30 protein-coding genes are annotated in these 24,329 nt (G+C 49.9%); 28 read left to right on the plus strand and 2 right to left on the minus strand.

Features of this window, described 5'->3' with window-relative positions:
- Positions 1 to 154 precede the first annotated feature (154 nt).
- Together CHI14_RS13380 and CHI14_RS13385 are read right to left on the minus strand one after the other, a co-directional pair.
- Positions 155 to 571: an ImmA/IrrE family metallo-endopeptidase gene (locus tag CHI14_RS13380; protein WP_095288926.1), complete on the minus strand. Its 417-nt coding sequence runs from the start codon at positions 569 to 571 to the stop codon at positions 155 to 157.
- A gap of 42 nt (positions 572 to 613) precedes the next feature.
- Entirely contained in the window at positions 614 to 1,060 is a 447-nt protein-coding gene (locus CHI14_RS13385) for a helix-turn-helix domain-containing protein (RefSeq protein WP_095288927.1), read from the minus strand.
- Between the two features lie 638 nt (positions 1,061 to 1,698).
- Here CHI14_RS13385 and CHI14_RS13390 point away from each other — a divergent pair.
- From CHI14_RS13390 to CHI14_RS13520, 28 genes are all read left to right on the plus strand, one after another.
- The gene (locus tag CHI14_RS13390; RefSeq protein WP_095288928.1) at positions 1,699 to 2,181 is read left to right on the plus strand and encodes an ArpU family phage packaging/lysis transcriptional regulator; all 483 of its coding nucleotides are present in this window, start codon (positions 1,699 to 1,701) and stop codon (positions 2,179 to 2,181) included.
- A 69-nt stretch (positions 2,182 to 2,250) separates the two neighbouring features.
- Complete coding sequence (locus CHI14_RS13395) at positions 2,251 to 3,945, plus strand: GAF domain-containing sensor histidine kinase (protein ID WP_249281097.1); 1,695 nt, start codon at positions 2,251 to 2,253, stop codon at positions 3,943 to 3,945.
- Positions 3,946 to 3,962: 17 nt separating this feature from the next.
- On the plus strand, positions 3,963 to 4,694 hold the full coding sequence (locus CHI14_RS13400; protein ID WP_095288930.1) for a response regulator: 732 nt from the start codon (positions 3,963 to 3,965) through the stop codon (positions 4,692 to 4,694).
- A 182-nt stretch (positions 4,695 to 4,876) separates the two neighbouring features.
- Complete coding sequence (locus tag CHI14_RS13405; protein ID WP_095288931.1) at positions 4,877 to 5,452, plus strand: NADPH-dependent FMN reductase; 576 nt, start codon at positions 4,877 to 4,879, stop codon at positions 5,450 to 5,452.
- A gap of 16 nt (positions 5,453 to 5,468) precedes the next feature.
- The gene (locus CHI14_RS13410) at positions 5,469 to 5,924 is read left to right on the plus strand and encodes a VOC family protein (protein WP_095288932.1); all 456 of its coding nucleotides are present in this window, start codon (positions 5,469 to 5,471) and stop codon (positions 5,922 to 5,924) included.
- An 18-nt stretch (positions 5,925 to 5,942) separates the two neighbouring features.
- Positions 5,943 to 6,578: a VOC family protein gene (locus CHI14_RS13415; RefSeq protein WP_095288933.1), complete on the plus strand. Its 636-nt coding sequence runs from the start codon at positions 5,943 to 5,945 to the stop codon at positions 6,576 to 6,578.
- Positions 6,579 to 6,696: 118 nt separating this feature from the next.
- Positions 6,697 to 7,647 carry a hypothetical protein gene (locus tag CHI14_RS13420; protein ID WP_095288934.1) on the plus strand — a complete coding sequence of 317 codons (951 nt, stop codon included), beginning with the start codon at positions 6,697 to 6,699 and terminating at the stop codon, positions 7,645 to 7,647.
- Positions 7,648 to 8,064: 417 nt separating this feature from the next.
- Positions 8,065 to 9,858, plus strand: a complete 1,794-nt coding sequence (locus CHI14_RS13430) for a DUF4127 family protein (RefSeq protein ID WP_095288936.1) — start codon at positions 8,065 to 8,067, stop codon at positions 9,856 to 9,858.
- 16 nt (positions 9,859 to 9,874) lie between these two features.
- On the plus strand, positions 9,875 to 10,081 hold the full coding sequence (locus tag CHI14_RS29710; protein WP_141236675.1) for a hypothetical protein: 207 nt from the start codon (positions 9,875 to 9,877) through the stop codon (positions 10,079 to 10,081).
- Complete coding sequence (locus CHI14_RS13435) at positions 10,078 to 11,109, plus strand: hypothetical protein (RefSeq protein WP_212676993.1); 1,032 nt, start codon at positions 10,078 to 10,080, stop codon at positions 11,107 to 11,109. Before CHI14_RS29710 ends, CHI14_RS13435 begins: the two co-directional genes overlap by 4 nt.
- Before the next feature lie 81 nt (positions 11,110 to 11,190).
- Complete coding sequence (locus CHI14_RS13440) at positions 11,191 to 11,379, plus strand: YqzN/YkzM domain-containing protein (protein WP_249281098.1); 189 nt, start codon at positions 11,191 to 11,193, stop codon at positions 11,377 to 11,379.
- A complete protein-coding gene (locus CHI14_RS13445) occupies positions 11,379 to 12,842 on the plus strand; it encodes a phage tail sheath family protein (RefSeq protein ID WP_095288939.1) in 1,464 nt (487 codons plus the stop codon). Before CHI14_RS13440 ends, CHI14_RS13445 begins: the two co-directional genes overlap by 1 nt.
- A 95-nt stretch (positions 12,843 to 12,937) precedes the next feature.
- On the plus strand, positions 12,938 to 13,345 hold the full coding sequence (locus tag CHI14_RS13450; protein ID WP_095288940.1) for a phage tail tube protein: 408 nt from the start codon (positions 12,938 to 12,940) through the stop codon (positions 13,343 to 13,345).
- A 163-nt stretch (positions 13,346 to 13,508) separates the two neighbouring features.
- Positions 13,509 to 13,943 (plus strand): phage tail assembly chaperone, encoded by a 435-nt coding sequence (locus CHI14_RS13455; RefSeq protein WP_095288941.1) that lies wholly within the window; start codon positions 13,509 to 13,511, stop codon positions 13,941 to 13,943.
- A gap of 14 nt (positions 13,944 to 13,957) precedes the next feature.
- Entirely contained in the window at positions 13,958 to 14,101 is a 144-nt protein-coding gene (locus CHI14_RS30020; protein ID WP_170948123.1) for a hypothetical protein, read from the plus strand.
- Positions 14,102 to 14,127: 26 nt separating this feature from the next.
- Positions 14,128 to 15,912 carry a hypothetical protein gene (locus CHI14_RS13460; protein ID WP_095288942.1) on the plus strand — a complete coding sequence of 595 codons (1,785 nt, stop codon included), beginning with the start codon at positions 14,128 to 14,130 and terminating at the stop codon, positions 15,910 to 15,912.
- Positions 15,913 to 15,966: 54 nt separating this feature from the next.
- Complete coding sequence (locus CHI14_RS13465; RefSeq protein WP_095289123.1) at positions 15,967 to 16,596, plus strand: LysM peptidoglycan-binding domain-containing protein; 630 nt, start codon at positions 15,967 to 15,969, stop codon at positions 16,594 to 16,596.
- On the plus strand, positions 16,593 to 17,579 hold the full coding sequence (locus CHI14_RS13470) for an XkdQ/YqbQ family protein (protein ID WP_095288943.1): 987 nt from the start codon (positions 16,593 to 16,595) through the stop codon (positions 17,577 to 17,579). The genes CHI14_RS13465 and CHI14_RS13470 overlap by 4 nt, the downstream gene beginning before the upstream one ends.
- Complete coding sequence (locus CHI14_RS13475) at positions 17,572 to 17,982, plus strand: hypothetical protein (protein WP_095288944.1); 411 nt, start codon at positions 17,572 to 17,574, stop codon at positions 17,980 to 17,982. The genes CHI14_RS13470 and CHI14_RS13475 overlap by 8 nt, the downstream gene beginning before the upstream one ends.
- Positions 17,975 to 18,430 (plus strand): DUF2634 domain-containing protein, encoded by a 456-nt coding sequence (locus CHI14_RS13480; RefSeq protein ID WP_095288945.1) that lies wholly within the window; start codon positions 17,975 to 17,977, stop codon positions 18,428 to 18,430. Before CHI14_RS13475 ends, CHI14_RS13480 begins: the two co-directional genes overlap by 8 nt.
- A gap of 4 nt (positions 18,431 to 18,434) precedes the next feature.
- Positions 18,435 to 19,574, plus strand: coding sequence for a baseplate J/gp47 family protein (locus tag CHI14_RS13485; protein ID WP_095288946.1), 1,140 nt, complete (start codon positions 18,435 to 18,437; stop codon positions 19,572 to 19,574).
- Positions 19,567 to 20,160, plus strand: a complete 594-nt coding sequence (locus tag CHI14_RS13490; protein WP_170948124.1) for a YmfQ family protein — start codon at positions 19,567 to 19,569, stop codon at positions 20,158 to 20,160. The genes CHI14_RS13485 and CHI14_RS13490 overlap by 8 nt, the downstream gene beginning before the upstream one ends.
- On the plus strand, positions 20,160 to 21,203 hold the full coding sequence (locus tag CHI14_RS13495; RefSeq protein ID WP_095288948.1) for a tail fiber protein: 1,044 nt from the start codon (positions 20,160 to 20,162) through the stop codon (positions 21,201 to 21,203). Before CHI14_RS13490 ends, CHI14_RS13495 begins: the two co-directional genes overlap by 1 nt.
- Before the next feature lie 12 nt (positions 21,204 to 21,215).
- Positions 21,216 to 21,449 (plus strand): hypothetical protein, encoded by a 234-nt coding sequence (locus CHI14_RS13500; RefSeq protein WP_095288949.1) that lies wholly within the window; start codon positions 21,216 to 21,218, stop codon positions 21,447 to 21,449.
- A gap of 87 nt (positions 21,450 to 21,536) precedes the next feature.
- A complete protein-coding gene (locus CHI14_RS30645; protein WP_258377736.1) occupies positions 21,537 to 21,665 on the plus strand; it encodes a hypothetical protein in 129 nt (42 codons plus the stop codon).
- A gap of 416 nt (positions 21,666 to 22,081) precedes the next feature.
- Positions 22,082 to 22,513 carry a phage tail terminator family protein gene (locus CHI14_RS13510; protein WP_095288951.1) on the plus strand — a complete coding sequence of 144 codons (432 nt, stop codon included), beginning with the start codon at positions 22,082 to 22,084 and terminating at the stop codon, positions 22,511 to 22,513.
- A 251-nt stretch (positions 22,514 to 22,764) separates the two neighbouring features.
- Positions 22,765 to 23,013 (plus strand): YqzN/YkzM domain-containing protein, encoded by a 249-nt coding sequence (locus CHI14_RS13515; RefSeq protein WP_095288952.1) that lies wholly within the window; start codon positions 22,765 to 22,767, stop codon positions 23,011 to 23,013.
- Positions 23,013 to 24,329, plus strand: coding sequence for a phage tail sheath family protein (locus CHI14_RS13520; protein WP_095288953.1), 1,317 nt, complete (start codon positions 23,013 to 23,015; stop codon positions 24,327 to 24,329). Before CHI14_RS13515 ends, CHI14_RS13520 begins: the two co-directional genes overlap by 1 nt.

A 24,329-nucleotide genomic window follows, 5' to 3' on the forward strand; every position in this document is an offset into this window, starting at 1 on the left:
GATCTGCCTGAGCTCTCGCACAGCTCAAATTGTATTTTAGCAGACTATGATTAGGAAATCTCGTGATTTACGTAAAAATAGGTAACCTGAAAGTGACATCTGATCGACTGGCTGGGAAATAAAGTTAATGCTCATTTGAATGAAACATATGTTCTTATATAGGGTAAAAAAAATGCTGCGCTTCGCGCGGCAGTCCTGTACGTAAACAGAATTTCTCCAGGGATTCATCAGGTTCCGGCATGACTCCCGAGGTCAATAATTGAATGGCAAAACGATTGGCCTGTCTTTCCAGCTTGCCGGGAGCAAAATAGGAGTGTTCCTCCAAAAAGAAACGATTAATGCCTTTGTGTAATCGGTCGTGTCCAAGTTCATGAGCACATACAAACCGCTGCCATTCCGGGGGAAGTTCACTGTGAATGACAATAAATCTGCGGCGGAGCTTGCGGAAATACAGCCCTTTGGTAGACTTGCCCAGATTGGTGAAACGGATCTGTATTCCAATGGCTCTGGCAATGCTGAAGGGGCAGTTGGTCCGGTGTTTTCGAATCAGCTTTGTTACCATCTCGTCCATATCATCTCACCTGCTGCTTCATTGTAATCAGCTTTCCATGCCTCATTGGCGGCTGTCCGGTTCATCGTTTTTCTTGCGTTTGTTCATCTGCTTGGCTTCCCAGAACAGTCCTGTCAGCACATCCTTGATACGTTTTTTGTCTTCGTCATCCAGTGGAATTCCGTCAAACATCAGATCGTCTTCGTCCTCAAGCATTTTCTTGAAATCACGCCGGTCTTTGTACGTCGCCCATTCGGGAATGTTTTGAGCTTCGCTTGCTGCATTTGCTGCCTCAATATACCCTGCCTGTTTCATCATGTCGGCATAGGGAACGGAGAGGGCATCTGCCAATTTGCGGATCGTTGCTGGTTTCGGAACACCGCGGACCCCATTTTCAATGCGTGAAATTTGCGAGTTGCTGATTCCTGCTGCTTCGGCGAGCTGATTGATGCTATAGCTCTGCTGTTCCCGCAGTTGTTTCAGATAAGGACCAAAAGCGTGCTCCACAATTCATGCCAACTCCTTCAATTCGTATAAGTAACTGAATGATAGATTAAGAAATCCTATGTACACCGGGGCACTCCGCTGGCAGAACAACCTTCCGATCACTGTTATCCCCCGATTTCCTTATTCCCTTTCTTAAAGGGAGAAATCCGGTGATAAACGTGACCGCTAACGCTTCTTCAGGTTAATTCTGCCCTCTCCGTTAACGGTGAATTGGTAACCATCTTAAGCTATAAAAATTCATTCTTATACGAGGGATCTGTAATTATCTGTACTATAACGTATATATACCATTAGGTAAAGGGAATTGAAACAATTATGCCAAAAGGTATAGAAAATAAGAGCGAGGGTTTTATTTTATCGTCAAAATGACCCAAAATGAAGGTTTACTCTAATCTCCAATAAGTGGTATCCTCAAATAGAAATGCGAACAATATACGAACACAACATTAAATTCGAACGATTTGTATGTACTGGAAACCGGAAGCCTCAAGGTGTGGAGCCCAGCGGAAGTGATTCCAAAAGGCAACGCAAGAGACCTGGACAATGGCCGTTATTATCTGAACAAACTGTATACCCTTTATAAAAGAAGTGAAACTTAGCAGATTTGCTTTTATACCAAACTCTTAAGGAGGAGAATGAATATGGAATTATTGCTGCCTGAACTGGATCGACGCAAAACACAAACGGCTGTGGAAGCTGCGCTGGAGAAATACCGGATTTATAAAACAATTGCCTTTGAAGAACGTGAGGTCATGGTCACGGCGAGTTACACGGAGCGTTTCCATGGGCCTACCAATGTCACAGGGGATTCAACCGCCAGAACGGCGATCTACAATGTGGATGTACAGCGTGCACGTCAGGCATATTGCGATACAATTGATTACATCGTGTCTCGTCTGAGTGAGAAGGAGCGGGTGCTGGTGTGTGAACGATACCTAAAGGATGATGATGTGTTTGATTACAAGGTGTACAATCATGTATTTGATCCGCCTGTGAGCAAGGATACGTATACCAAAATCAGAACCCGTGCCTTCTATAAAATGGCCCTTGCCTTATCCGATCGGGGACTGATCAATGTGGAGCCGCTGTCCATATCCCGTAAGAGCCGCCAAAAGCTCGGTTAAAACGATTGGAAGTTCATCCTTTAAACTCCTGAAATGATTGTATACAATAATGAAACAACCAACACTTCGATGGAACAAAGGAGAGAAATCCGCATGCCGCAAGATTTCGGAATGCAGGAAATGTACACGCTGAAAACCATTGCGGAGACGCTGAACACGTCTAATGATCTGAGCCCGATGCTGGATACGGTAGTAGGCAAGCTGCTGGAGCTGACTGGACTTACGACAGGCTGGGTGTTTCTCATTCGTGAGGGCGGAGAATATTCATGTGTATCGGACTATAACCTGCCGCCGGCTCTGCTTCATCAAGACAAGGAGCCCATGCGCTGTGGAACATGCTGGTGTGTAAACCGTTTCCGGGATGGCAGACTCGATAACGCCGTCAACATTATTAACTGCAAACGGCTTGAGGATGCCACGGAGCATCAGTGGGGAGACACGCGTGACATCACCCATCATGCAACGGTTCCACTGCGATCGGGTGAGAAAATGATAGGATTGCTCAACGTTGCCGCACCAGGCAAAGAGCATTTTAGTGAAGGGGAGCTGGCGCTTCTGCAGGCCGTAGCTTATCAAATCGGAAGTGCCATGGAGCGCATGCGATTATACCGCGGTGAGCAGAGAAGAGCGGATCAGTATGCCAGGCTGGGGGAGTTCAGCAGAGCGCTGGGGCTGGAACTAAACGAGTGCAGCAATGCTGACGATATGGCCAGGACGGTGGTCAAGCTGCTTGGACAGCATTACGAATGGCCTTTTGTCGCTCTGATAGCTCAAAAAAATGGAGCTCTAAGCATACAAACGGCGCATGCCAGTACCTCGGAAGACTCATTGCTAGTGAACGAGATACCGCCGGAGACGGATCGCCTACTACAACGTGTGATTCAATCACATCGCGCCGAAATATTATCAGCACCCGAGATGGTAGAATTGTCTCAGGTTTGCGGCACAGTGCCTCCCGATTCTGTTATGTCTTCAGGTCTGGCTGCTGCCATACCATTGAGCTCTCCCGGGGAAACAGCCGTGCTGGTCGCCCAGCTTGGTTCGGAAATGGATTCTCTTCTGTCAGACCGTGAGGTTATGGATGCGCTGGCAGAACATATTACAGCTTCTTGGGAAAGTCTGAGACTCGTCGAGAAGCGCCGTGAATTAACCCGTCTGGAGGAGCGAAACCGACTTGCTCGGGATCTGCATGATTCGGTAAACCAAATTTTGTTCTCGCTCTCGTTGACCGCCAAGGGAGCAGAGAGCATGTTGTCCGGTACAGCGGAACTGCATCCGGCGGCTGAAGCGATGAGAGATATCCGTTCGTTATCCCAAGAAGCTCTGAAGGAGATGCGTGCGCTGATCATGCAGCTTCGTCCCGCCGGACTCGAATCCGGTCTGCTAAGTGCACTGCAGGAGTATGGAACGAGCCAGGGGCTGCAGGTCGTCGTCAATCGAACCGGCATGCGCAGCCTGCCTCGCAATATAGAAGAGGGGTTATGGCGAATTGGACAGGAAGCCCTGAATAATGTACGCAAACATGCGGAAGTTACAGCGGCAGATATCACTCTCCAGCTAGGGGAAACCGAAGCCGTGTTCATTATTAAGGATCGGGGAAAAGGTGGAGCCAAAAGAAAGCAACCCCTGCCTGCCCGTTCACTGGGTCTGTCCATTATGAAAGAGCGGGCGCAGTCGCTGGGAGGCAAGCTGGATCTTATAAGTTCATCTCGTACGGGAACATCGGTAACGGTAGTTATTCCACTCCCGTCCGAATTGGGTTAATGTCAGGGGGAGACAACATGCCGATTACGATTTTGCTCGCTGATGATCATGCCATGGTTAGACGGGGACTGCACGTGTTTTTGTCCACGCAGACGGATATGAAAGTGGTGGGCGAGGCCTCCAATGGGCAGGAGGCGATTGAACAGGCAGAGAAGCTGCAGCCCGATGTGGTGCTCATGGATCTGCATATGCCTGTGCTGGACGGGATCGAAACCGCCAGACGCCTGCGTACGATTTTGCCTGGAATTCGCGTTATTGTGCTCACGTCGTTTTCGGATCAGGATCACGTTATACCTGCCGTGCGGGCTGGGGTCAAAGGGTATCTGATGAAGGATATTGAACCCGAGGATCTTGCCGTTGCGATAAGGAATGTGCATGCAGGACAGGCCCAGCTTCATCCTGCCGCGGCTGGTCAGTTAATGCATGTGATGGCTTCATCTGACATACAGTTAGAAGCGCAGGATACTGTACGCACAGATTCAACAGCATACGGGAAAGTTCAGGATCATGGGAAGGTTAAGCAGCCTTTACAAATGGAAGGAACTTCGTCGAGTCTGGATGCGCTGACCCGCCGCGAGCAAGAGGTATTGGCTCTTATTGCACGGGGACTCAGCAACAAGGAGATTGCGGTTCAGCTCGTAATTACAGAGAAAACCGTAAAAACACATGTCAGTCATCTGCTGGATAAATTGGGATTGGCCGATCGTACGCAAGCAGCCATCCATGCCGTGAAGAACGGCTGGGTCTGATCGATTCGAGCCCCTTCTCAGCCTAAAGTCGTAGAAACTCAACCGAAAGGTTGAGTTTTTTTGTGCTGCAAGTTAAGTCTATCTGCTGACGATTTGGAAGAAGAAGCAAGGTAAGATAGAGACAGAAGAGATGAAGGTTGATCATGGAATACCAACCAAAAACAGGCAGGAGCGTGACATAGATGAAAATCATCGTATTGGCAGGAAGCAACCGAAAGAATGCAACCAGTACACGTTTAGGGGAATATGCGGTCGAAGTCATGCGCAACCAGGGTCATGAGGTGAGCCTGTTCGATCTGTATCAGACACCCGTTCCATTCTACGCACCGGATGAGAAGCAGGCAGAGGATCACAACCTGGCAGAACTCAACTCACGCATGCTCGCGGCGGACGCCATTATTTTATCAACGCCAGAGTATCACGGCAGCATCAGCGGGGTGCTCAAAAATGCGCTGGATCATCTGAGCCAGGCTCACTTTAGCGGCAAACCGGTCTTGTCGATCAGCTCTGCGGGAGGAGCGGTAGGGGTTAGCTCTCTTTTACAGCTGCAGGCTATCGTTCGCAATTTGCATGGGATTAATGCACAAGAATGGATCTCCATTGGGGGTGTGCAGCGGAGGCGGTTTGAAGCAACCTTTGACGGATATGAGGAATATGAAGGCAGCCAGGACATTGAGGACCGGATTCAGCGGGTGATTGGTTCATTCCTGAGCCTGGCCCAGACATTAACATCTGCACGGAAATCATCCGGAAATTGAGAAAGAGGTAATGCACATGATTAAAGGCATATTTGAAACACATTTGAATGTAACGAATCTGGAGAGATCACATCATTTCTATGAGCAGATTGTCGGTTTGCCACATGCTTACGGGCAGAAGGAACGTGGTAACTCGTTCTACTGGATCGGAGGAGCGGGGAATGCGATGCTGGGGCTGTGGGAAAAAGAACCGGAGCAGGTGCAGCGGCAGCATTTTGCCTTTCATGTATCGCTGGAGGACATGAAGCATGCTGTCACCTATCTGGAGGGTAAAGGGATTACGACACACAACTTCCTTGATGATGATATCGGTGAGCTGTATGTATTCGGCTGGATGCCGGCTGTATCGGTATATTTCACGGACCCGGATGGCCATTCTCTTGAATTTATATCCATGCTTCCGGATGAAGCGAAGCCGGAGCTGGGGATGGTGCCATGGAGTACATGGGAGAAGCTGCACGGACGGGCGTGATCGAGAGGAGGCAGTCAGATGGTATTTGAAGAAGTGAAGCTGCACACAGCTCGTTTGGCAGAGATTAAACATTTCTATAGGGATACGCTCGGACTGAAGGTGGTCGCTGACTCCGATACTTCATTCACATTGCAGATCGGATGCACAAGAATGATATTTGTCCACAGCGAGACGGAGCATGAGCCCTTCTACCACTTTGCCTGGATGATTCCGAAAAATCGTTTTCAGGAGGCCAAAGCCTGGGCAACGGCACGCGTAGAGCTCAGTACGCAGGACGGAGAGGATGAAACCTTTTCAGAGAACTGGAATTCCCATTCACTCTATTTCGAGGATCCCGCTGGTAACATTCTGGAGCTGATTGCTCATCACAATACCCATCATAAGAGTGAACGTCCTTTCTCGGCGGAGGATTTGCTGCAAGTGTGCGAAGTAGGGCTTGTATCGGAAGATGTATTGTCCACGGTGGGAGAATTGGAGCGAATGGGTTTAAACCGATGGAGAGCAATAAGTGAAACCTTTGCCCCGGTAGGAGACGTGAGTGGTCTGTTTATTGTGGTAAAAAAGGAACGGATCTGGTTCTTCTCGGAGCAAAAGGCACAACGATTCCCGCTCGAAGTTGTCATACAAGGTGTCGGCAGACTACAGTTTGGGTAAATGATTGGATCTGGGAAGCGAAACGGGCATATATGCACGATTTGATTCATTTTATAGAAGTAAACACAATGTAAACATGGTGTTATACATTTAAATTCGGTGAAGGAGTGATGACGTTATGGATCGACGTTTGTTGGAAGAGGGTCTGAGGGTCATCGTTTCGAGTCGGGAGCGTACAGGTGACCTGTGGCATGCCCACTATGGAGCAGGAGCAATAGCCGCTTATTTCTGGGTTCGGGAAAATCGTCTGTCTTCCCTTGCGGCGGGCAGCGTTACCGCAGAGGCGAAAGCCATGCTTCGCAAACACGGAGTAGATCAGGAGCCACAATCTGCCCGTGGTGAAATGCTCGAACGGGAAGAAGCCGAGGCGCGGATCACAGAAGCGCTGGATCGTACGATTGGAGAACTTCACTGGGTTGGACACCAAGCAATCTATGGCGCCCTTACGCTGAAAGCCATTCGCGAGCTGGATGGCTGGGGCACTGAGCAGGATATCGAACGGATGGTGGAGCTGATCGATTCGTTTGAGAAGACCATACCGGGAAGATCGTGGCTGAACACAACGGTTAAGGAAATCCGCAGTCTGAAGATAGATGATACGGATGAATTTCCTCGTATTGACGGACCGGAGCAGCTGTCCCGGTTGATTCTGGATGAGCTGGGAGCGTTCCCGGCGATCTATCAGGCCGAGTCCCATCATGATCTGATCGGTCATATGCTGACTTACGGCCATGCACTCAATATCTTGCATGAGCTGGGTTATCCGGCACTGTTCCACAAAGGAATTCCACCGTTCCTGACGATGATAAAGGCCCTTCGATTGAGCCGGGAAGCGGTTAGTGAAGATGGACAGTGGACATTGCAATCTCCGGTTGATGTGCTGCCGCTGGTTCCGGCCGAACGTTCGACGGCTCTGCCGCACGAGCTGGAATACTGGCTCACCGACCGTCGCTCCCGCGATTGGAACGCAGGCCATGTGTTCAAATTTCCGTTCAGCTTCTATCATCATACAAGAAACGGCAATTCGTTCCCGGAGAGCTGGGAGAATTTCCGGTATATTATTGCATAAGAATAAATGTTAAGGCAATCGCTCAGGGCATTTAAGGATGCATGTTATGCGATGGCAAACATATAAATGATGAAGAGCACTGCCTAAATTGGCTAGTGCTCTTTATTATTTTTACAAGCTCAGAGCTCAAGGATAAACAGGATAAGCCTCACGATCCTAACAGAGATCACGTGGAACCGACTTTTTACCTCCCGGAGGGCGACGACAATCAGACGGAAACCGTACCTTTCACCGTCAGCAGAGCCGGAGAAAGGGTGTAAGATTGTATTATCGGATTAGCAGCAAGGGACACAGCCGATAGCACATACGCTAATGTACAGCCGGCCTGGGGGCCGGTTTTTTGATGCGGTGATGGTGAGCCTGCTCTAATCGGGTACTTATGTAAGACTGAATTTATTAAACAGGAGGTTACGTGATATGAAAACCGTATTGTATGTTCCACTGGATGACCGCCCGGCTAACTTGGATGACGTCATTGTTCAAGGGAAGGCAGCAGGCATCCATATCGTTACGCCGAACCTGGGTGATATTCAAAACCGACTCGATTCGGAAAAAACGACAGAAGGCACAACACTGCTCGGTACGTCTGCACCTACGTATGGTATTCCGACCAACATTTATACGTTTATTCTGCAGCATGCTGCCCAAGTCGATGGATTCATTATCTCATCTGATATGCTGGCCTATGGCGGTCTGATTGGCAGTCGTCAGCTTCGGGAAGACGGAGGAGGCGCCTATCCGGGCTACGATGAAGAAACGACACGTCTGCTCAATGTGATTCAAGTGATCAAGGAGAAATATCCGCGCAAACCGGTGTATGTCATGGATACGGTAATGCGACTGGCGACGACTTCATTTGCAGATGGTCTTGCACTTGATGCCTATAACGAGTCCCGTGCACTCATGCAGCAGCCGCGTCAGGCCTATACCGAGTTTGAGGACATTATTAACGGCTACAACCTGTCGCCAGATGGTGTGGAGTATGGTGAAACGACTTTTTTCAATAAAGAGCAATACTACAACACCAGACAGCACAAGTTCAAAACAAACCTGTACATTCTGGATCAGCTGGCCCGCAAAGGATACATTGATTTCCTCGCTGTGGGTGTCGACGATGCGAATACACAGGGGGTTCAGATTAACGAGATTAACTATGTAGAAGCACGAATTAACGAATGGTTGGGGGGAACTGACGGACAAAATCCCGAACGGGCCATCATCCTTCCGGATGCGGACGGTCTCGGTCATGCTCTTGTCGCACGGATGGCGAATCAGCTGCTGCGAAGTGGCGCGAAAACACGCTACGCTGTGAATTATTACGGCCCTCACGGCTCCACAATTATTAATACCTATGAATATATGGACGTTCACGAGAATGTAGCTCGTCACATTGATATTGTAGGCGGAGGGCTGGTAGCAGATGCGGCTTACCCAGGAGAGGCTGAGGAAGCCACTTCGTTCGACGTTTCCTCAGAACTGGATCGTATGACAAGCGGGCCTTCAGGAAAGCCGGGACCAAAGCCGGGTGTGGATATCGAGATTATTGCGATTACGGCGCTAGATCAGGTCCAAGCCGCGGTTGAACGGCTGACGAGCATTAGTGAGCAAGGATTGCCGGCGGTGCTGATTGATTTTGTCGGAAAAGGACCAGCGAATGTGGATGTAGCGGAAGCACTGCTGAACAGTCCATATACCGGCCGGGTTCTGGGTTACAGTGCCTGGAATACACCGGGGAACAAGATTGGCCTTGCCGTGGGCATGGGACAATCCCGATATGCTTTTGTCACCACTGAAACGCGCGCTTCTGCTCTTCACGAAGCTGTAGATGCACATGGATCGTTGCTGTTCAAACGGTTCCTGAAAGATTACTACTATAAAGCTGTAGCGATCGCGGATATCCGTACGTACTCCAGAGCTCACGCGCTCTATACCAATGTGGCTACCCTTGCGGACCAGAATATGGTGCTGTTCAATTCCGAGGAAGATTATGCTCACCTGCAGACGCTGCTTCGGGATCTGATGCAGACGTACACCGCGGGTCTCGCAAGCAAAACGGCCTTTGCTCAAGGTAATGTGGCGATCAACCAGATCCGCAACTGCGATGTGTTGTATGCAAAATATTGTAATGCTGCACTCGACTATGCTAATCCGGATTTCATCTGGGGACGTGCATTTGAAATTACATTGAGTCCGCAAGTTACCCTTAAATAATGATGGGCGGATTGACGTGAACGGACTCGTCTTTTTTCCGCCGAAGATACGCCTTAAACCACACGGAAGTCATCCGATTCACCGTCCGCGCTATGGAGAAAAGGGTGTAAGATTGTATTATCGGATCAATCGCAAACGGACACACACCGAAAGCTCATACGCTTATGTACAGACCGGCCAAGAGGCCGGTCTTTTTGATGCGGTGATTCGTGTCCGGCATTGATCACGGTATTTATCATTTACCAGTCACTGAGAACAAGGGGGAGTCCGGCGCTGCCGCATGGCCTCTGCATCATGCGAGCAGATGACAAGAGTGCAGCTGAAGGGGGCGAAATGAATGTGTCTAACCAAAGTGAAACAAACGTTACAGCTATAGGGGCAAATCAAATGAGTGTGGCTGTGAGACAGACGCTGAAGCAAAAGCTTGCAGCACTCGTTCCGGCATGGGAAGGCCGGGTGCTGGATGTGCCTGCACAGGGTGAGGTTCTGACAGGGCCTTGTGCAGTCGTTGCTTTCGCTGAAGAAGTACCAAAGTCTGCTTGGGCGGGGTACCGACGAATTATTAAAATCTCTCCGTACGTTCGCCCGGAAGATGGAGGAGCAGAACAGCTGGAAACGTGGTCCGCGGAGCTGGTAAAAGGACTTCATCAGGTACGGCTGGAGGACGAGAAGGGTGCAGCGTTTACCTGTATCTATTTCGGTTCATCCGACTGCGACCGGGTGGACGCCGGATCAGGCATGATGACGCGAAGTCTGCGGTTCGGAATGTATATTCCTGAATCCACCAATGACCATACTGAACCCGGTACACCGGATTCCTGGATGGCTGCGCTTCAGGACTGGACACAATCGGCGCTTGGTTCCGAATGGTCCGTGTATGGTGACGTCTGGCCTGGAGGTTATGAGACACCTTCCGTGCTGTGGCGATTGACGGGTTACAGTTCAGCTGCAGCGGGCACTTCGGCGCTGGAGATGCGAAAGCAGTGGACAGGACATGTTGTTGCTGCAGGTGAAGGGGTCACCCGTCATACCGTTACACGTCTGGTCGAACAACTGGCTGTACAGACCCGTATTGCTCTGGCGAATACAGAGGATACCCGGTACCTAACGGTGGAGGAAGTTTCAGCTGAACTGCAGGCAGATGCCTACCTGAACGGGCAGATTCGTCTTACGCTGCAGCAGCGATCTCGTCGTCCGGGGACGGATGTGCCGTTGATCCGCGAGATTTATCACAGTAAGGGAATCGAATAGTTAAGAATGGCAAGAAACCATCCCTAGGGAGGAAAAGTATCCGTAATTCTAAGATGAGGTGAAGTGGCAATGGCAAGCACCGTGAAAAAAAGTAAGCCGGCTGACCCGCAGTATACGCGGGCTGAGCTGATGAATCATGCGGAAGCCCTCTTCGCCGTTAAGGCAGAGGTGCTTCATGGTGCGCTGTACGAAGCAGCGCAGCAGACGTTTTCCATTGAGGAAACGCAAGTAAGAATTAACCAATTTATGAAAGCGAAGGTGAAGGGATAATGGCAGGCGGAACATGGGAGCAAACGAATCGTCCGGTCCTTCCGGGCTTATATATGAATTTTCAGGCGGCAGCATCTTCAGCCATTCAGGCTGGCAATCGGGGAACGGTTGTCGTTCCGGTCAAGGCCAACTGGGGCCCGGTGGGAACCTTTGTGGAAGTCGGAAGCGAAGCGGCGATTGAACGTATTTTCTCCGCACATGCGCTGGATAATGGGACAGCCTATACGTCCTTGAAGCTCGCTCTGCTGGGTGGTCCGAAAAAGCTGCTGGCCTATCGGGTAGCAGGCGTCACGGCAAAAGCAGCCAGTCTAACGTTGAAGGACAGCAGCGATGCGGACGTACTTCAGCTGGATGCCAAGTATCCGGGAGATCGTGCGAACGGATTCTATGTGACCATTCAGCCGGGTGTAATTGATAATACGAAGCATGAAGTGCGCCTGTTTGAAGGGAACCGGATGCTGTATGCACTCCTGACCGCGGATATCTCGGCAGCATCTCTAGCCAAACAGATGAATGAGGATGAACGCAATGAGTGGGTAACGGCTCAAGCAATTGGCGATGGTACGGGTGTGGTTGCGACCGTGTCGGGTGCGGCTTTCAAAGGTGGTGCCAGCGGTAACGATGACCTGACCAACGCGGAATATATTGCGGTTCAGGGTGCACTGGAAGGCGAGCAATTCGACGTATTGGCACTGGATCATGCGGCGGATGTACCTATGTTGGCAAGCTTCGCGGCCTGGGTGAAACGTGTACGCAGCGAAGGAAAACCGGTGATGGCCGTATTTGGCGGTTCGATCGCAGATGATACGTCTGCAACGGCTGCACAGAAGGCAGTCGCCCGTTCACTGACATTGAATCACGAAGGTGTGATCAATGTGGGTACCGGTGTGCGTCTGGGGGATGTGTACTACAGTTCAGCGGAAACATCCGCTTATGTCGCGGGTCTCATCGCTGGACAACGTCTGAATGAATCGACAACGTACGCTCCTTCACCGTTCGATGACGTTACACGTCGCTGGACTCGTGCGGAACAGGAGCAGGCGGTACAGAATGGCGTATTTATTTTCTTCCATGATGGCCGCCAGGTGAAGGCACTTCGCGGTGTAAACACACTCGTGACTCCTGCTGCCGGACAAAATAACGCATGGAAAAAAATCCGTTCCATTCGTGTGATGGATGCGATTAACACAGATTTGCAGCGTTCCGCTGAAGATACGTATATCGGGAAAGTAAACAATACCGAAGAGGGACGCCAGGCGCTGATCGGTGCAATGAAGGCTTATCTTGCGCTGCTCGCACAGAGCAATGTGATTGAGGCTGAGGGATATGATGTCATTCTCGACCCAGCCTATTATGGGGCAGCCCCGATCCTGAAACCGGAGGCAGATCAGGTATTCCTGCAGTGGAATGTGAAGCTGACCGATGTGATGGAACAGTTGTTTGGTACATTTTACGTGCAATAAGTAGTGTAGAAGAGCAGGGCGAGAGCTTAGCTTAGTTTAGTTATGAGTTGAATTCGTTTTTTTTCATTCGAAAAGATCCCAAGGAGGAATTGTACATGTTGGATGCATCAAGAGTTATTCTCGGTACCCATGGTCAGCTGCATATGGATGGGGTGTGGCAGACGAATATTAACAAGCTGGAAGCCAGTGTGGAAATTGAAAAACGTGAGCTTAATCTGGTCGGCAATGACTGGAAAGTTCACAAAAATGGCGCGAAAAAAGGAACAGGCACGATGACAGGTTACAAAGTAACTTCGGACATGATCCAGCGCGGATTCACCAAGTTTCAAATCATCTCGAAGCTGGACGATCCAGAGTCGTATGGACACGAGAGTGTTCTGCTGAAGGGCTGCATGGTGGACAAAATCCAGCTTGCCAACTGGACAGCGGGTGAGGAAGTACCGGAGGAAACGGGCTTTACGTTTGAAGGGTTTGAACTGTTGAATCCGATTGTTGCCAACTAAGATCAGGACTGAATCCATAATGAAATTTGTCTGATCGAGCAGATGAACAAGTGACTTAACAAGATAGGGGCACACATGCAGGCTGAGAAATCTCGGTCTATTTGTTGTCCCTAATTGTTGAAATGAGTTATCCAATTGTGAAATGAGAAGGAGATTGCGCCCTATGAGTATGAATGAAAATATGTCCGAGGAACAGATTCTGGATCAGCTGTTTGAAGCGGCGGAACGTTTGCCGGAAGAGAATGTGCGCATTCAGCGCCTGGATCTGCTGTTGACCCTGCGTGGACTGACGTCCTCCAAAGTGGATCAGATTCGCGAACGCTGTACTATCCGTAAAACGACAAAAGGACGTACGGAAGAGAAGGTAGATACCGAAACCTTTAACGCACTGCTGATCTCCGAAGCCACGGTGAAAATGAATGTTCGCGGTCTGGAACTGTCCGGATGGGGAGATAACCGGATTACCGGACGCATGAAGCTGTCTGGTGGAGAACAGGCGGTTCGCCGCATGCTGCTGGCAGGTGAATTGGATGCCGTTGGCGACAAGGTGCTGGAGCTATCCGGCTTCGGTGTGGAGATTGAAGACCTAAAAAACTGATTCACTCCGGCGGGATGACCACGTTCCTGTATCACATGTGGGTTCGTCACCATCTTCGTCCCGGAGAGTTTTGGTCTTTGCCGCGAGGGGAACGCTCGCTGTTGATTGCGTTCTCGGAAGAGGAGATGGCAGCGCTGACTTCGCAAATGAATCGATAATTATCTTGGACAGGAGGTGAAAAGAAATGGCAGAAATGATTGTGGGTTTATCCAAATCCAACGCGGAATTGCGTACGACTATTCGTTATCTGGATCAGATTCAGCGTTCGACCGAACGTCTGGGCAGAGTTCGATATCAGAGTCTGATCAAGGTGAACAATGAACTGAGAACAACCGGACGCAGGCTGGAAAGCATCTATAGTACGGCTGTTCGGTTGAGCAGGCTGCGAGTCACACCGAAGATTGGGCTGGATGATCAATTGAGTCCGGCATTGGACCTTGCGCTCGCGAAACTGAACAGTTTCCGAAACCAGATGGTGAAGGCATCGGGAACGGTGTCGGTAGAGGTGAAGCAGAAGGTTGAAGTGGCGATGGGGAAGTTGAGTCCAGCATCGAGCGGGCCTTCGCTGTCTCTGAACATTGGGAGCAACAATAATACGGTAAAGAACGCACCGAAGGAAGAAGAAATTAGTTGGATACGGGAATTATCTCAAAAGATAAATGATTTTGCTGATCCAATAAATAATGTGACAGATATACTTGGAAAGCTTAAAAATTGGTTTGGAAAATCCAAGGGAGATAAGGGTTCTGCCTCCCAATGCTGTTGCTGTTCCGGAGGAAGCCTTGTAGGAAGGCTTTCAAAAGGCGGAGCTAAAGGTGGCAAAAACAAAAATGCAGGTGGAAGCAGTGCTAAAACTGTGACTGCAACAGAGGGAGGAAAAAAAGGTCCTTACAAGAGCGGTTCCAAGTCCTACCAAGAACGTGCGACTGGAACTGTAAAAACGCCTGCTTCCGATCCTGCGAAAAAAATCATAACCAACATCTCTGATGCTGAACAGAAGAAGCTGAAAGTGGACTTTGATCAAAAACTGAATCCGAATCGATTCGGATTTAGCGCAAATGCTCCCTCTGGTTTGCCAATGTCCAATATGTCTTCTGGCAATGGTTTGTTCAGCAAACTGAGCGGGGGACTCGCGAAGGGAGCGGGTAAACTTCTTGGACCAATTAGCATGCTTGCCGATGTAGCGAATGTTGCCACTGCTCCTCCTGAGGAACGGGGCAGAGCAGTCGGATCCATGATCGGTGGAACTGCTGGTACCGCGATTGGTAGCGCCATTGGCAGTTTTATTTTACCTGGAATCGGCACGTATATTGGCGGTGCATTAGGTGGATGGGCAGGAAGTTCCGCGGGAGGCTGGATCGGGGATAAGGCCAAAGATATTGGAAATTTTATGTCCAACGCCACAGAAGGTGCAGGCAAAGCGTTGTCGACTGCAGCGGATTTTGTTTCTGAAAAAACGAAGAGCATGGTGAGTGGCATATCCGATTTCTTCGGTTTTGGTTCCAAAAAAGAAGAAAAAACCGTCTCAGCTACAACCGTTGCTAACCCAACACCAGTACCCACTGGTCCCTCGATGCCTCCGGCTTATATTCCATCTGCGCTCACCATAACCGGACCTATGGCTTATGCGAATAGCATGGGTGGTCAATCCACGACTGCCGCTCTTATGGGAACAAGTGTGATGCAGTCCCAAGCAATGGCGCTGGGTAACGGCGCTCAGACAAATGGCAAATCGTCTACGATGACGGTACAAATATCAGAAGAACAGATGAGCAGTCTGGCCGGTTACCTCAAGGATTTTAAAACCGAAACGACGAACCAGATCGCCGTCAACATACCTCAAGGGGCTGTGCAGGTGACTGTCCGTGAAAATGCCATCGACTACGATGCGATCACACATCAAGTTGGACAGCGGATTTCGGGAGAGTTCCGCCGCGCGATGGAAAACCGTAAAACCATTATGGCCTAAGCAGAAAGGAGGCCTGTTATGAGTGTAATTAAAGACAACGTGGAAGGAATACGAATGGAATTCACCCTGAAGGATGGAACAACATCGTTCCGATTCCCGGTGAAGCCGGAAGAGCTCACGATATCAAGATCCAAAGGCTATGAAACGATTAATATGCTGGAGTATGGCGAGTTTGATTTTGCACAGGGAGAGAAGGTGAAGGAGATCACTTTCTCTTCTTTTTTTCCAAAAGAATATGACGCGTCCTACTGCATGTACGAGCCTGTACCTGATCCGCGGGTGGCGATGAATATCCTGAATACGTTTCTCGTATCCAAAAAACCACTTCGTTTCATCATTTCCAACACAGGGGTGAACGTGCCGGTGTATCTGATCTCACACAATACGACCTTTCGGGGCGGTGAGAGTGGGGACATTTATTTTGACATTACACTGCGTACTTGGCGGGATTCCAAAGTGGAGAAGGTCGGCGCGGCAGCATCTGCGAGCAAGTCGGGTTCCCGTACCGATCTGAAAAAAAGCAGCAAGACCTACACCGTCAAATCTGGCGATTCTCTGTCCAAAATTGCAAAGCTTGAGCTGGGCAGCAGTTCCAAATGGAACGAGATCTATAAGCTCAATGTGAAAACCATTGGCAGCGATCCGAACCGGATCAAGCCTGGACAAAAGCTGGTGATGCCATGACCTACAAGGTTATTGTGGACGACAAATATGACCTTACCAAACTGGTGGAGACGATTACGCTGAAGGACTCGCTCGATCAGATTGCCTATCAGGCGAGCATCCGGCTGGCGGTGTCGGCTTCTTCCGGGTTGCTTGCGATATCACCGGGGATGGCGGTGCGAATCAGTGGGATTCCTTTTGGCGAAAAATCCATGGTTCATCTGCTGCATCCTGCGGTCATCTGGGAGGTGGAAAGCTCCAACAGCGGCACCAAGCGGCTGTCTCTCACGGTGTATGACCGGATGATCTATCTGGAAAAATCGGAAGACGAGTTCCTTCTGCCCAAAGACCAAACCGCCACGCAGCGGCTCAAAACGTACGCCAAAGAGTGGAAGATTCCATATGGAACACTGCCAGACACCAAAACAAAGCTGGGCAAAGCGGTGTATCGGTCGCAGACGATCTTTTCGATGATGTTTGCGGATCTGAAGGAAACCGCCAAGTCTGGTGGAGACATGTATCATCCCCGGATGACGCCTGGCGGGCTGCAGCTGTTCAAGGTAGGCAGCAATGCGAAGGTGTACGAGCTGGATCGGCTGATCGATCTGTCCCAGATGCGTACGCTTGAGGGTGCAGTCACCAAAGTTAAAGTTATGGCTGCATCGGAATCCAGTAGCGGCAAGGAAGTTCCATCGAAAGTGCTGGCAATTGAGCAGGAAGGTGTGGAGGAACTGGGCACCCTGCAAAAGTTGATCGAGGACGATCAGGTCAAAACGGCGACGGCTGCCAAGAAGCTTGCGAAGAGTCGTCTGACAGGCATCCAGGAGACGTTTACCGTTTCCGCGCCGGATGTGAACACGATTCGCGCCGGCGATGCGGTACTGCTCAAAGGCCTAAAGCTGATCGTCATGTCCGTCAGCCGAGACTTATCGGCCGGGCCTGGGACGATGACGCTGGAGCTGGGCACGGCGGAGCTGGTGAAAAGGAGGTATTACCTTGAATAAGGAAGATCCGTATGGGCATTTTGCCGAAGTCATGCGGGGCGCGATGAGTACGCATACCCGTCAGGCTGTGAGCGGCATGGGTGCGGTGCTGGGTACAATGACGTCGTCCGGCGTGAAGCTGGATGATTTCAAGCACGAAGTGCAGGACTATCTCGTGGCCGAGCTGCCGGGCACGCTTGGTTTGCCGGAGCGCGAGGCTGTTGGCGCGATCTCCGGGATACCTGACGTGGCGAATGGCGGAACGACGGGCACGGGAAGGTTTCTTTTGCAAGAAGAGGAAGTGGAAGAAGCGGTATGGTCTCTGGGGAAAGGGTTGAAGGCTGGGGACCGTGTGCTGGCGATGCGGGTAAATGGCGGTAACGACATTGTGGTGCTGTGTAAGGTGGTGAGTGCGAATGCCTAGTTTGTTCCCGGAAACGGGTGTGGTCTGGGGAGATGAAGAGAACCTGTCGGGTGCGGCTTCGGAAGAGGTTCGCTTTGGGCGGAGCTGGCGATTCGATTATGATGCGGGGGATTTTGTGCTGACCCCAAGTGGCAAAGTGGCTGCGGCAGGTCCGCAGGAAGCCTGGGTGCAATGGTGCATCAAGGCGGTGAAGACGCCGCGGTACAGACATGTGATTTACTCCCGGAACTATGGCTCAGAGCTGGAAGAGCTGGTGGGTCAGGGTGACAGCCGGGGTGTGATGGAAAGTGAGATTACCCGGATGGTAACGGAGACGCTGCTGGCTGATCCACGCACGGATTCGGTAGACCAGTTCACGTTCGATTGGAACCTAGAGCAGTGCATGTTCTCGTGCCGGGTGGCGAGTGTACAGGAAGAGATGTTTATTCTGGAAAGTGAGGTGATCTGACGGGATGGCTGAGATTCCGCGTTATTTGGAGGACCAGACGGAGGAACAGATTATGCAGCGCATGCTGGATCGTCTGCCCGCGGATCTGGATAAATCGGAGGGATCGTTTCTGTGGGATGCGGAGGCTCCGGTTGCATTTATGCTGTCTGAGGCGGCGCTGTGGGCGCAGGAGCTGCTTCGGCGAGGGTTTGCCAGTACGGCTGCGAGCAGTGACCCGAATTTTCGTTCGGAAGAGCTGGATCTGCGGGCGGGAGAGCATGGTGTTACGCGGCGGGCCGCGGTAGCGGCACAAGGCACGGTGAGGTTCACGGGTACACCGGGGAAAGTGGTGCCGGCGGGTACAGTTGTTGCGACGCTCGCGGATGAAGTATCCGGGGAAGCTTCGCTGGAATACGAGACCGTTGGGAGTGTAGAGCTTGGAGAAGATGGGCTTGGTGTGGTCGGTGTGCGTGCACTCGTTGCCGGAAAAGAGAGCAATGTGCCCGTAGGCACCGTGACCGTGCTGTCTACACCGGTAAGTGGCGTGACGTCTGTGGTGAACACGGACGTTATCAAAGGCGGTTCGGATATCGAGGCAGATACGGCGCTGCTGGAACGCTTTTATGCCAAAGTCCGCAACCAGGGGACAAGCGGCAACAAGGCACAGTATGTGCAATGGGCCAGTGAAGTGCCTGGTGTTGGCGCAACACGTGTAATTCCGTTATGGAAGGGGCCGGGAACAGTGGGATTGTATCTGCTGGATACGGACAAACGTGCGGCAGGCAGCGATCTGGTGGCGGCCGTGCAGAAGTATGTGGACCCGACGCAGGATGGTCAAGGTGAAGGCGTTGCCCCGGCAGGTCCCGTGGTGTCGGTGATGCCAGCCGAGGAAGTGCCCATGAACATTGAGGTGAAGCTGACGCTGGCCAGTGATGCAACCTTGGCGGATGTCCGAGCATTGATCGAACGCGGGGTGACCGCGTATTTGAAGCAGCTTGCTTTTGCCGATCCGCTCGTGCGATATACCCGTATTGCCGCGATCCTGCTGGACATCCCGCCGATCATCGACTATTCGGAGCTTACCGTAAATGGTGTGAGCGACCAGAATATCGAGATGACCGCGAGTCAGGTGGCGGTGCTGGGGACGGTGGATGTCAATGAGTAGTCTGCCGGCTGTTGTTGCTTCTACAATCACAAGCACGAAGGGGAAAGAGCTGTTCTCGTATTTGCCGAGTTATTATGAGACTTCGCGCGTTATGCAGGCGGATATGCAGTCCAAAGGTACCGAGATGGATCTGCTGTATCAGGCGCTGGATGAGACCTTGGATCAGTTTTTTGTCCGTACGGCGACGTGGGGATTGGATTTCTGGGAGCAGGAGCTCGGTATTGAAACGGATCGACTCAAACCCGTGGAGCAACGACGTGCCGTGGTGGAGTCGAAGCTGCGCGGTGCCGGGACATTTTCCGGCAGGCTGGTTGCGAATGTGGCTGAGGCATATGCCGGAGGCAAGGTGGATGTGACGTTTCAACCGGAGGCGTGGAGTTTTACGGTGAGCTTTGTGGATACGATGGGTATCCCGCCCAATATTGATGATCTCAAACGTGCAATTGATGAACTGAAACCGGCCCACATGGCCGTGGAATATGAGTATCGCTATTTGGTGTGGGACGACTTGGATGGAAAACAGGTAACTTGGGATGAACTGGATGCCGCGTCCCTGACGTGGAATGAATTGGAGGTGTGGGCGTAATGCCACAAGAAACAGATCGACTGAAATTACCTCTTCCCTTGGGCAACGAGAACGTAACCCGGGAGAGTATTAATGGGATTTTTGAGAAGATTGATGCAGGTGTCGCGACACAGGCCGATTTGGATACGCTTCGTGAAGCGGTGAGCCAGATGGATATTCCTGATGCGTCTTTGACGCAGAAGGGGAAGGTGCAGTTGTCTGATGCGATTAATAGTACTGTGAAGGACAAAGCGGCTACGCCGAGCGCGGTTAAGTTAGCATTTGATGAGGCAACAGCGGCAAAGCAGCTTGGAGTTGAGCAAAAGAATAATGTGGTGGCCGCTCTCAACTCCATTGGTGTAACGGCATCCACAAGTGAGACATGGGCGCAGTTAATTAACAAGATGTCTGGGGTGATTAAAGCTACTGGAAATGCTGTTCCAGCGCAAGTGCTGGCAGGGGTAAGTTTTAGCAATGCCTCCGCCAATGGACGCACTGGTACAATGCTCAATCGCAGCGCTGAGGACCATCATCAACCAGCAGTTAATTCGACTGTTTGGCCTGGAGATCGTATTTTTTTGATGCCATCCGAAGGCTACTTTAATGGACAATCTTGGGTATATGCCCTTACGCCTGATTTACGACCTGAAAATATCCTTTTTGGTAAAAATATTCTTGGTGTAGTTGGTTCATTTCTAGGTATTATTCCAGGAGACCATCGGACATTCGGGTATGAGGGACAAGTACAAAAGTGGTTAGAAAACCAATATAAAACTTTTTATAGTATAAAATTCTCGGCTACAGGACGATACAGAATATCCTATACGGCAAATACATCAGGGGGTTATAAAACGTATCGCTCTCGGATTTTTGTAAACGGGTCACCACTAGGAACAGAGCATATTAGTACACAAGATATGTCTGATATTATATATACGGAAGATTTTTATATTTCCGCTGGTGATACAATACAGTTTATGGGTATGTGTGACAGTGGTGGATGGATTACTATGTTTAATTTTGAAGTAAAATCAAATGTCAGTTTCGTTGGTACTATAGGATAGGGGACTTGTTGAATGATCAAAGTAGAATACAAAGATACATCAGAGAGACAGGAAATTATTGATCAATATAAAGATAAATTCTTGGTTGAAGATCAGATTTTATTTGATGGGAATTTCTTGATTTTTTCAGATACTAAACCAACACCGCCTATTGTTTATATCTGCGTACCACAGGAAGAATTTGAATTTTTGAAGCAAGAAAGCACAGAGCAAGGCACTTGCGGAACGAGCTGCATTCACAGATGACGTTATTGCTGAAATAGCAATAGAAGTTTATAAATGATTCAGCGCACATTAAAATGGCTTCTCCTTTGTACGGAAGGAGGGATTACTATGGTAGCTATGTTTTTCGCACAACGTATTATTTTCGGGATGTCTCAGTACAAGACAGTTCCAATGTCTTTACATCAACAGGTGGATGCTATTCTGATTGAAAGTGGAGTTGGATTTTTGATTGATTAGTACCTGGCGTACCTATGAGGTGCGCTTTATTTATGTCCTTTGGAGTGGGTAGGGGACTTTTTATTACAAAAAGAGAGGATACTTTTGTTAGTGTTTGTCGCGTTGGGCTACCTGACAGGGCTTGCGGGAGACATACTTAAGAGAGATATGGGATTGTTTTACACCGTACGTAAGACACTTACTTTTAACATAGTGGCTTCCAGGCATTTGGTGGACGGCATATTAAGTGATGGTCACGTGTTTAGGATAAAGTGGTCATTTATATCGGAAATGAGCCCCGTCCATCATTAAAAATAGAGGCAGCAGGGCAAGCTGATTTCGTTTTTCACACGATCAAGTCTATTTATATGACGTAAGAGGGGATGCTAAACCTTTTTAGATAGGAAAACTAATTTTTACCCTAAGGGAAGTGTACCATGACCACAAACCAATTAACCAAAGCAATTGCAAGCACGCTCAAACAGAATTTCCCTAACATCCCGGTCCACCCTGCAAGTGGCGGCACCACACTCGTTCCAAAAACCCAAGGCCTTACCTATCGCCTGTTGTCAGCCAAACTCACTCGTGAGCGTAGCGATCGGTTCGTGCAGTTTCACATCTACGAGATTCGTTGGCTGGATGCGGATAACATTCCGGAAGACCTGCCAGACAGGTTCTTTGAAGCACTAGAGACGATTGAAGGCGAGGGAATGCCTTATCGGGCGACAGAGCTGCGATGGAAAACGTGGGGAGAGATACCCAAACTGTGGGTGTATTACACGATGCGAACCACCAAAGTGTCGGAGTCCTCCAGTCCAATGCAACATCTGGAACGGCGGCCAACTGCATTGAAATCGCCATACGAATGACTTTTATGTTCAGACTAACATATAAACAAAAACGGAGAGGACAGAAATAACCTGAAGAAGCTTAGCTAAAAGCTTTCTGAAAGGAAGCTGCTTCGGAAGCATGAACTCGCCTTTATTCCCGGATTTTCCCCTTTAAAAAAGGGAATCAAAAAAATCTAGGGATAACAGCGATCGGAAGGTTGTTCTGTACTTGGAGTGGCCAGTGTCAATATTCTTTAGCTGAGCTTAACTAATCAAATGAGGGGATAACCATGAAAGGAATGGGAGGCGTATTAGCGATGTTTACGAAGAAAGAAGCGGAGAATAAATTCCCGAAAAGCAGCCAGAACATCGACCAAAACATCAATCTGAAATACAGCAAAGCACAGTTCGCTGAATCCCGGCAGTTGAGCCGGATGGAGAAGGACATTCTGGCAGCCGTACTGCGGGAGAATGTGACATACACAGTAGAAGAAGCGAAGCAACACATCCAACAATTTATGAATGAGGAGGCACAATAATGGCAGGAGGAACATGGACAACTCAAAATAAGGTACGCCCTGGCGTATATATGAATTTTGCATCAGAGGGCTCGTTGCCGGGGACGGTAGGAGAGCGAGGAACAGTGGCATTGGCGCTTCCATTGTCATGGGGAGAAGCAGGTACAATCATGACCATCCAGGCAGGTGAAGATGTACAAGCCAAATTGGGCTATGATTGGACAGCACCTCAACTGCTGTTGATTCGAGAAGCATTGAAACGGGCCCAAACACTGCTCCTATATCGTTTAAATGCAGGGACACAGGCCAAGGCCACGCTGGGAGAACTAACGGTTACTGCCCAACACGGCGGCGTGAGAGGGAATGATCTGGCGATTGTGATCTCAGCCAATATCAATCATCCGGACCAGTTCGATGTTATGACGCTGCTTTCAACTAAAGAAGTGGATAAACAAACCGTCTCAACGATCGAAGAGTTGGAATCCAACGCATACGTTAATTTTACTGGCGAAGGTGCTCTCACAACAACAGCTTCACTTCCACTAACAGGTGGATTGGATGGCTCTGCAACGAACCAGGAGCATACAGATTTCCTTTCCAAACTGGAAGTACTTGATTTTAACACCGTGGGACTGATATCCGACGATGCTACCCTCAAATCTGTATACTCTGCATACATCAAGCGTTTGCGCGATACGGAGGGCAAGAAGGTCCAATTAGTGCTGGCAGATTATCCGGCTGCGGATCACGAAGGTGTAATTAGCGTCAAAAATGGCGTTGTGCTCACAGACGGTACCGTTCTCTCCCCCAAACAAACGGTAGCTTGGACAGCCGGAGCAACAGCCGGGGCCAATCTGAACGAATCCCTGACCTTCCGCGCCTATGACGACGCTGTAGATGTGAATGGTCGATTGACACACAGCGAGACAGAAACAGCCTTGCGTAATGGTGAGTTTGTCTTTACAGCAAGCAGTAACCGTGCAGTGGTAGAGCAGGATGTGAACACGTTCCGTTCGGTAACGCCGGATAAAGCGCGTCATTTTGCCAAAAACCGTGTTGTCCGTGTACTTGATGGCATTGCCAACGACATGAAACGAATTTTCGAGTCCTATTACATCGGCAAAGTGAACAACAACGAAGATGGGCGCAGCCTGTTCCGCTCCCAATGTGTTACCTACCTGAAGCAGCTGCAGGATATCGGGGCCATTCAAAACTTTGACTCCAACACAGATATCACTGTGACTGCGGGAAATGAAACGGACAGTATTGTAATTGAGGTTCAGGTCCAACCTGTGGATTCCGTTGAAAAAGTATACATGAAAGTGAAGGTGGTTTAA

The organism is Paenibacillus sp. 7516 (assembly GCF_002272715.1).
GTDB classification, from domain to species: domain Bacteria; phylum Bacillota; class Bacilli; order Paenibacillales; family Paenibacillaceae; genus Paenibacillus; species Paenibacillus illinoisensis_A.